The sequence below is a fragment of the Campylobacter sp. RM9333 genome (genome assembly GCF_020137705.1).
GTDB lineage: Bacteria > Campylobacterota > Campylobacteria > Campylobacterales > Campylobacteraceae > Campylobacter_E.
Genome location: NZ_JACGAY010000010.1, coordinates 45,298 through 52,549, shown reverse-complemented (window position 1 = coordinate 52,549; position 7,252 = coordinate 45,298). Strand labels below are relative to the sequence as shown.

At 25.9% G+C, this 7,252-nt stretch carries 5 protein-coding genes; all 5 read right to left on the bottom strand.

What is annotated here, in order from left to right:
- Positions 1-288: 288 nt before the first annotated feature.
- Positions 289-801 carry a site-specific integrase gene (locus tag AVBRAN9333_RS05145; protein ID WP_336609543.1) on the bottom strand — a complete coding sequence of 171 codons (513 nt, stop codon included), beginning with the start codon at positions 799-801 and terminating at the stop codon, positions 289-291.
- Between the two features lie 138 nt (positions 802-939).
- Positions 940-1,356 carry a hypothetical protein gene (locus AVBRAN9333_RS05140; protein WP_214117182.1) on the bottom strand — a complete coding sequence of 139 codons (417 nt, stop codon included), beginning with the start codon at positions 1,354-1,356 and terminating at the stop codon, positions 940-942.
- Entirely contained in the window at positions 1,353-2,603 is a 1,251-nt protein-coding gene (locus tag AVBRAN9333_RS05135) for an adenylosuccinate synthase (protein ID WP_214117184.1), read from the bottom strand. Before AVBRAN9333_RS05135 ends, AVBRAN9333_RS05140 begins: the two co-directional genes overlap by 4 nt.
- Positions 2,590-5,007, bottom strand: coding sequence for a hypothetical protein (locus AVBRAN9333_RS05130; RefSeq protein WP_336609542.1), 2,418 nt, complete (start codon positions 5,005-5,007; stop codon positions 2,590-2,592). The genes AVBRAN9333_RS05135 and AVBRAN9333_RS05130 overlap by 14 nt, the downstream gene beginning before the upstream one ends.
- Positions 5,000-7,222, bottom strand: a complete 2,223-nt coding sequence (locus tag AVBRAN9333_RS05125; RefSeq protein WP_336607321.1) for an efflux RND transporter permease subunit — start codon at positions 7,220-7,222, stop codon at positions 5,000-5,002. The genes AVBRAN9333_RS05130 and AVBRAN9333_RS05125 overlap by 8 nt, the downstream gene beginning before the upstream one ends.
- Positions 7,223-7,252 lie beyond the last annotated feature (30 nt).

Below are 7,252 nucleotides of genomic sequence, written 5' to 3'. Positions count from 1 at the left end.
GCCATAACTCACGCCCTTTATTGCTCTTTTTACATAATTTAGCATTATATTTTATAAACTCTAAGATATAGCTTTTAAATAAGCGTAATTAAGCTTAAAGTTATTAAGGGCTAATAAGAAAGAGTTATCATTGTTTTTAGTAGATTTTTGAAATAAAGGGCGTTTTTATGCGTTAGAATAGGTAGAGTGTGAAAAACTTCGTTTTTCAATGCTTCCACTCACACGCTTTGGCGTGTTCGTTGTTAATTAGGGGTAAACCCCTAATAACCCCAATTGAAGTTTTTTTATTTACTCGGCTTTCTGTAAATCATCATTATTATTAGGAATAATGATACTTTCTAAAATGCTATTAATTACCATTTTTGAAAGGTTTTTATTGCGTGTTAAATAATGATGAGTAGTAGTAATGTTAGCGTGTCCTAGTGTAAGCATTACGCTTTCCATACTAAGTCCTAAATGATTAATAGCATAAGTTCCTATTAAATGCCTTATGTCGTGAAGTCTCATTTTTGGTAGATTGTTTTTATTTAAAAAGTTATTCCAAGCTCTGCGTAAATCTATATATTTATTTGCTGTATCTGGGTTTGTAAAAACGAAATCTTCTTCGGAATTGAAAAAAGTCCATTCAAAATGTAGTTTTAATCTATCTTTTAAAAGTGGTGTTAATGAATATTCCATAGTTTTAGAGATTTTACAATTTTCGGAGCGTATTATATAGCTTTCGTTTTTAAAATCTATATCTTTCCACTTAAGGCTTAATACTTCGTTTTTTCTTCTTCCGTGTAGTAAGAATAAAAAAATATTACTATACTTATCTTTATTATTAACAATGGCTTTAATTATATTCTTTTGAATATCGGTTGTATGTCTAAAATAAAGCTATTTTAGTTTATAGCCTTTTTTAGCAATTTATAAAATATCTTACTAAAAACCTTAAACTTAATTTATATCTTGATTAGCTGCAAAAAATCTCATTGTTGCAATTTCATCTAACTCTAACGCTTGTTTTTTTTCAAATTCTTTTTTCTTTTTTTTAATTTCTTCATCGTGTAAGTATTTTATTTTCTCATAATCTAGCGAAGCTTTTTTATACAAATGAGTAAAATGCACTATCTCTTTTTCACATAAACTAATTTTTTCTAGTAATTCTTTTTGTTTATTTAAATTAAAAAAAATCGCTTCATTTGCTAATTTTATTTCAAGTATAGTTTTTGGTTCTGGATATGTGTCTAATTCTTTTTTTACTAATTCAAATTCTTGTTCAATTGCAGTTTTTTTAAGTTTTGCTTTATTTAAAGCAAGCTCTGCATTTTGTAAAGCTTGCTTTTTTACACTTAATATTTGTTTAAATTTCATAAAATGATTGTATCTTCACGCTCAGGAGAAGTAGAAATCATTTTTATTTTTACACCAACTAATTCTTCAATTTTTGAGATATATTTTTTCGCATTTACAGGTAAATCATCATATCTTCTAATTCCATAAATTTTACCAAAGCCATCAACACTTTCATAAATTGGTTTTACATTTTCTAAATCAGCTGGAACATAATCAATTATTTCGCCCTTATATTCATATGCTTTACAAATCTTAATGCTATCAAAATTTTCTAAAACATCTAATTTCATTAAAGCAAGTTCGCTAAGCCCATTTAATCTAGCAGTATATCTTACAGCTACTGCATCAAACCATCCGCAGCGTCTTTTTCTACCTGTGCTAACACCTATTTCTTTTCCTATTTCGCCTATTCTTTCGCCCTGCTCTGTTTTATCTTCTGTAGGGAAAGGTCCGTGCCCAACTCTTGTAGTATAAGCTTTTACTATTCCTATTGATTTGCCTGCTTCATAAGGACTTAATCCTAAACCACTTAAAGCTCCTGCAGCAATAGTTGTTGAGCTAGTTACATAAGGATAAGTTCCGTGGTCAATATCTAATAAACTACCTTGAGCTCCCTCTAATAAGACTTTTTTATCTTCATCTAAAGCTTTCCATATAAGTCTTGTAGTATCACAAATAAATGGTGCTAACATTTCTTTATATCTTTTAAGATTAGCCAAAAGCTCATTTGCATCAGGTGCATTTACACCTAAAGTATCAAAATAAGGTTTATTTATCACAAAATCTTTCAAAATTGCATTACAAAGTTTTTCAGGTTCAAGCAACTCACTTACTCTATGCCCGCTTCTTGAAATCTTATCAGCGTAGCAAGGTCCTATTCCTTTACCAGTCGTTCCTATTGCATTATCACCTTTAAATTTTTCTTTAGCAATATCAATTTGTGCATGATAACTTAAATTAAGATGAGCTCTATCACTAATAAATAATCTACCTTCTAAATTATCAAATTGAGCCATTTCTGTAATCAAAACTTCAGGATTTAATACAACCCCATTTCCTATTACATTTTTACAACGATGATGTAAAATACCACTAGGCAATAAATGTAAAGCATAACGAACTCCATCAACCCAAATAGTATGACCTGCGTTATGTCCTCCTGCACTCCTACATACAAAATCATAGTTAGCGCATAATTTATCTACAACTTTGCCTTTACCTTCATCTCCCCACTGAATACCTACTAATATGTCAGCTTTGCTCATATATATCTCCTATAAAAATATTATTTCCGTTTTCATACATTTGCATAATTTTATCTCTATTTTTTTCTTTCACTAAAGATACTAATCTACTCATATAATCTGCTTTAATAGCCAATTCTTCATTAGTAAAATCAAAATTTCTAATATTATTTAAGAATTTATCAAAATCTAAATTATCAAAAGATTCGTTATTGTTAATTCTATTGCCAATTACTTTATAGTAATATTCGCAATACAAAATATCTAAATTCTCATTATTTACAATTCTATTTTTACAAAATACAACAAAATTATCCAATTCTGCTGGGTCGTATTCTTGTCTAAAAATTAAACAATATAAATTCTCACCTAAAGAATTCTTAGTTACAACATAGCTTAATTTATTAGGATGCAATATGTTATTAAAGTCTTTTAAATAAACAATATCCTTAATAGAACAAGTTTTGCCATCTAATATATTTGCAATAATTTTATCTTGTTCTTTTGCTAACAAGTCTTTTAAATATATCTTAGGTACATTTTGAGTATTTAATAAATTTCTTAGTTCTTTATTAGCACTAATACATTTAAATTCTTTATCAAATATACCTATGATAGAATTACTTTGTTTATAAATATCACTAAAAGATATAGGTTCTTTTATTTCATCTTCTAATATATCTTGTTTTAATAAAGCAAGATGAGCTGTTATATTTAAAAACCTAGCTTGTTTACTATCATAATTATAATCTCTTGAAATATTAAAGCTAACTTTAAATTCTGCATATCTACCATTATTTTGTCTTAAATATAAATTTTGTTCAATTACTTTAGAATAATTTGTAAAACTATTATCTTTAAGATTTTTTAATTTTAATAAAAATTCAATATAAGCAGGATAGCTACTTTTATGTAAAAGCTCTTTAAAATAAGTATAACTTAAAGCTGTATAACCTAAAATTCTATCTATATTTTTACTACAACTTCTTATTTTTAACTTACCACCTTTAAGGGTAAAATTCATAGTAATAATGAAACTTTTTTCTAAAGCTTCATATTGAGATTTAATATTTTCATAACTTTTACTAACCATATTAGTATCTAAAATCATCAAAATATCATAGCAAAATCTCTCTGATCTCATAACGAATGGATATATTTTAACTTCTTTAAAGTCTTCTCCATTCACATAGTGTTCAGTTTGTATATAAAATCCTTGATTTTTAATAGAATTTTGCATATTGTTTGCAAAATTTATCGGGTCTATAATAGTATCTCTTTGCTCTTTTTTACCAAGCATATATAAATTCATTTTAGACATACCTGTAATTTTTTGATTATAAAAATCAAGTGCTGATTGATTTGCTTTAAAAATCTTAGCCGTAAAAGCATCAATCATTAGCATAGGAATTGTGCTTTTACTAAACATAGAGCTAAGTCTTTGTTCTAATTCTCTATATTCTTTTTTAATATCTTTATATTCAAGAACTGAAAATGCCGTTTGTTTTTGCAAATCTTCTAAATCAGAGCCTTCTATTAGCTCAAAATTTTGAAACTCATCAATATCGCTAGCACCTTGTAAATCATAGCAATACCTTACTTGTCTTACTAAACCATTTTCAACCAACATAGAATCAAGATAAGCGTTCCAAAAATACATAACTAATATTATTAGCAAAAATGCACTTAACACAAAATAATAATTAAAATACTCGCTTGCAGATATAAAGCTTCTCACATTAAAGCCGCTATATTCTACTTCTTTAATAATATTATCAGAATTACTTGCTGTTTGATAAATTCCAGATAAATACCAATAGTAACTAAACTCATTTACATTGACAGATAAATCTAATTTTGATTGATTACTTGAATACAAAACATTACCAAAAGAATCTACTAATATATAATCAGTATTAAATTTATTCACACTTTTTAAAAGTTCTTTTAAATCAAGCTTTGCAACCAAAAATGTATTTTTATTATTCTCTAATTTTTTTGCAAAATATATGCTACTTTGTAAGTCTTTAGTAGTAATTAATTCGCTAATATAAGTAGTTTTGCCAGTTAAATTCCTAGTATTAATTTCTATAAATTTTTTTAAAGGGTCAACTTCATCACTGCTAATTTTATCTAAAACTTCTCCATCTTCATTAAGATAATAAAATGCTGAAAATGTATTTAAGTCTAAATTTTTTAAACTAGGATTCATCTCAAGTGCTTTTGAATATAAATCTAGTCTAATTTTATGCTGTTTTATAGCATTTTGAATACTATGAGAAATCAATTTGTTATTATTAATTAGTTTATCATTGACTGTTGTAAAATTTACATAAAAACTAAAAAATAATACTAATACAAGTAAAATAAAAGTAATAAAAAAATTTTTTCTTAAAAGCCAAATTATATTATTAAACTTAAGCACTTAAATCCTTCTTTGATAATTCGTTTTTAAAATAACCCTTAAAATATAAACTAATTATAAGTGATGGTAATAAAAACAAAGAACCGCATAATAATAAAATCATAACTAAAACAGTCAGTAATCCAAAATAAATAGTAGGTGTAAAATTAGAGCTCATCATAAGACAAAATCCTAAAACAATAGTGCAAGTTGTATAATAAAGTGCTGAACCAATACTTTGATGACTTGCCCTAATAGCATCATTTAAATTCCTTTTTTTGATTTCTTCTTTAAATCTATGAACATAATGTATTATATCATCAACTCCAATTCCAATAGAAATTGCTGCAATTGTAATACTCATTAAATCAAGACTTAACCCGCTAAAAGCAATAATCGCAAATAATAATGAAATAGGAATCAAATTAGCAATTATTCCAATAATACTAAATCTTATATTTCTAAAAATTATTAAAAATAATGCAAATAAGCTAAGTATAACAAAATTAAGAGTATCTACTTGAGAGCTTATAAGTGAGCTTAGCATATTGTTATAAAGCACCATAACTCCACTTACTTGAATATTTATATTATCATTTTTTGTAAGTTCTCTTAAATTATCATTTAAATCTTTTAAAAATTTAGCTCTTTTTAAAGTTTTATCACTATCAACCATTCTAATTGCTATTCTAAATTCTTTTGATTTTTCGTTGTAATATGGATAAATAATTTGCTTTTTAGTGCTTTCTTCAAGGTTATTTTGCAATATATTTAGCAAAAAGCCATCAATATCTTTACCATTATTCATAGATTTTGCAAAATCTAAAAGCGAATAAAGGCTTAAAACACTGCCTACATAATTTTGATTTTCTAAGAAATTATGAATTTTTTTTAGAATTTCTACTTTTGATGGTGTTAAATAGTACTTATCACTATTATCTAAAAATTCAGCAAACTCATCAGCTTGTTCATCGTCTTCATCGTTAAATTTAACAATTACATCTAACGGAAGCGTTCCACCTAGTTTTTCATCAATTAATAATAAACCTTTTTTAATATCACTACTATCTTTAAAATAATTCACAAAACTATTTTCAGCACTAAGCTTTGGAATTGAAACAATAGCAAAAACAACTATTATCAAGCTTACAAAATATACTATTTTTCTATGATTTATTGCAGTATTTGCACAAAACAATAAAAACTTAGGCTCTTTAGCAAAATATACATTTTTAAAATCTTTTTTTGCAAGTAACAAATAAGGCAAATATAAATAGCATAAAAGCAAACTAACACTAATACCAATGCTCATCATAACGCCTAATTCACTAATAGGTTTTATTCCTGAAAAAACAAGACTTAAAAACCCAACTACGGTTGTTAAAATAGCATAAAAGCTAGGTTTTGCCTTAGCTAATAATGTGTGTCTTACTTGTGTTAATCTATCTGTATTTTTATTAAAATTTATAAGTTCTGAAAAATGAGATAATAAATGCACTATAACAGAAATTGTAATAATTAAAACCAATGCTACATAATTACTTGAAATAACGGTTATATTATAACCCAAAATCGCCAAAATTCCCGTCGTGCTAAAAAGAGAAATTAAGCATATAAACATACAAACAAATACAAAATACAAACTTCTAAAAAATATAAAAATAGCAATTGATAATAATACAAACAACCCTATTCCATAAACATATAAATCAGATTTAACATAAGTAATCATATCACTTGCAATAACGCTCATCCCACCTAAAATCAAATCATTATCAAGCGCAAATTGCTTTAATGTAACAATCAAATCATCTGGGTTATTTGCATATATTAAAAAATCAACAACCGAATAATCTTTGCTAATTAAATTCTTTAAATAAAATTTATTTTTACTTATTTCATCTTTAGCTTTTAATAAATTAGCTCCTTCATTTATACTTTTTCCATCACTTAAAAATAATGGAGCATTTAAAATACTAAGAACTGATTTAACACCATCTATTTTTAATAGTTTTTTTTCTATATTTTGAAGTTTTTCAATACTTTCAATACTAAAGACATCGCCTTGGCTTTTATAGGCTAATACTAAAAAATCTTGAGAACCAAAAGTTTTTATACTTTCATTAAATAGTTGTAAATCCTTATCATCTTCTAAGAAAAAGCTAGTTGATTTTGCTTCAACTTCTATCTTAGTAGAATAATATGATAACCCTAAACAAAGTAAAAGAGTTATCATAAAAACTTTTTTAGAATTTACAAGAAGAAA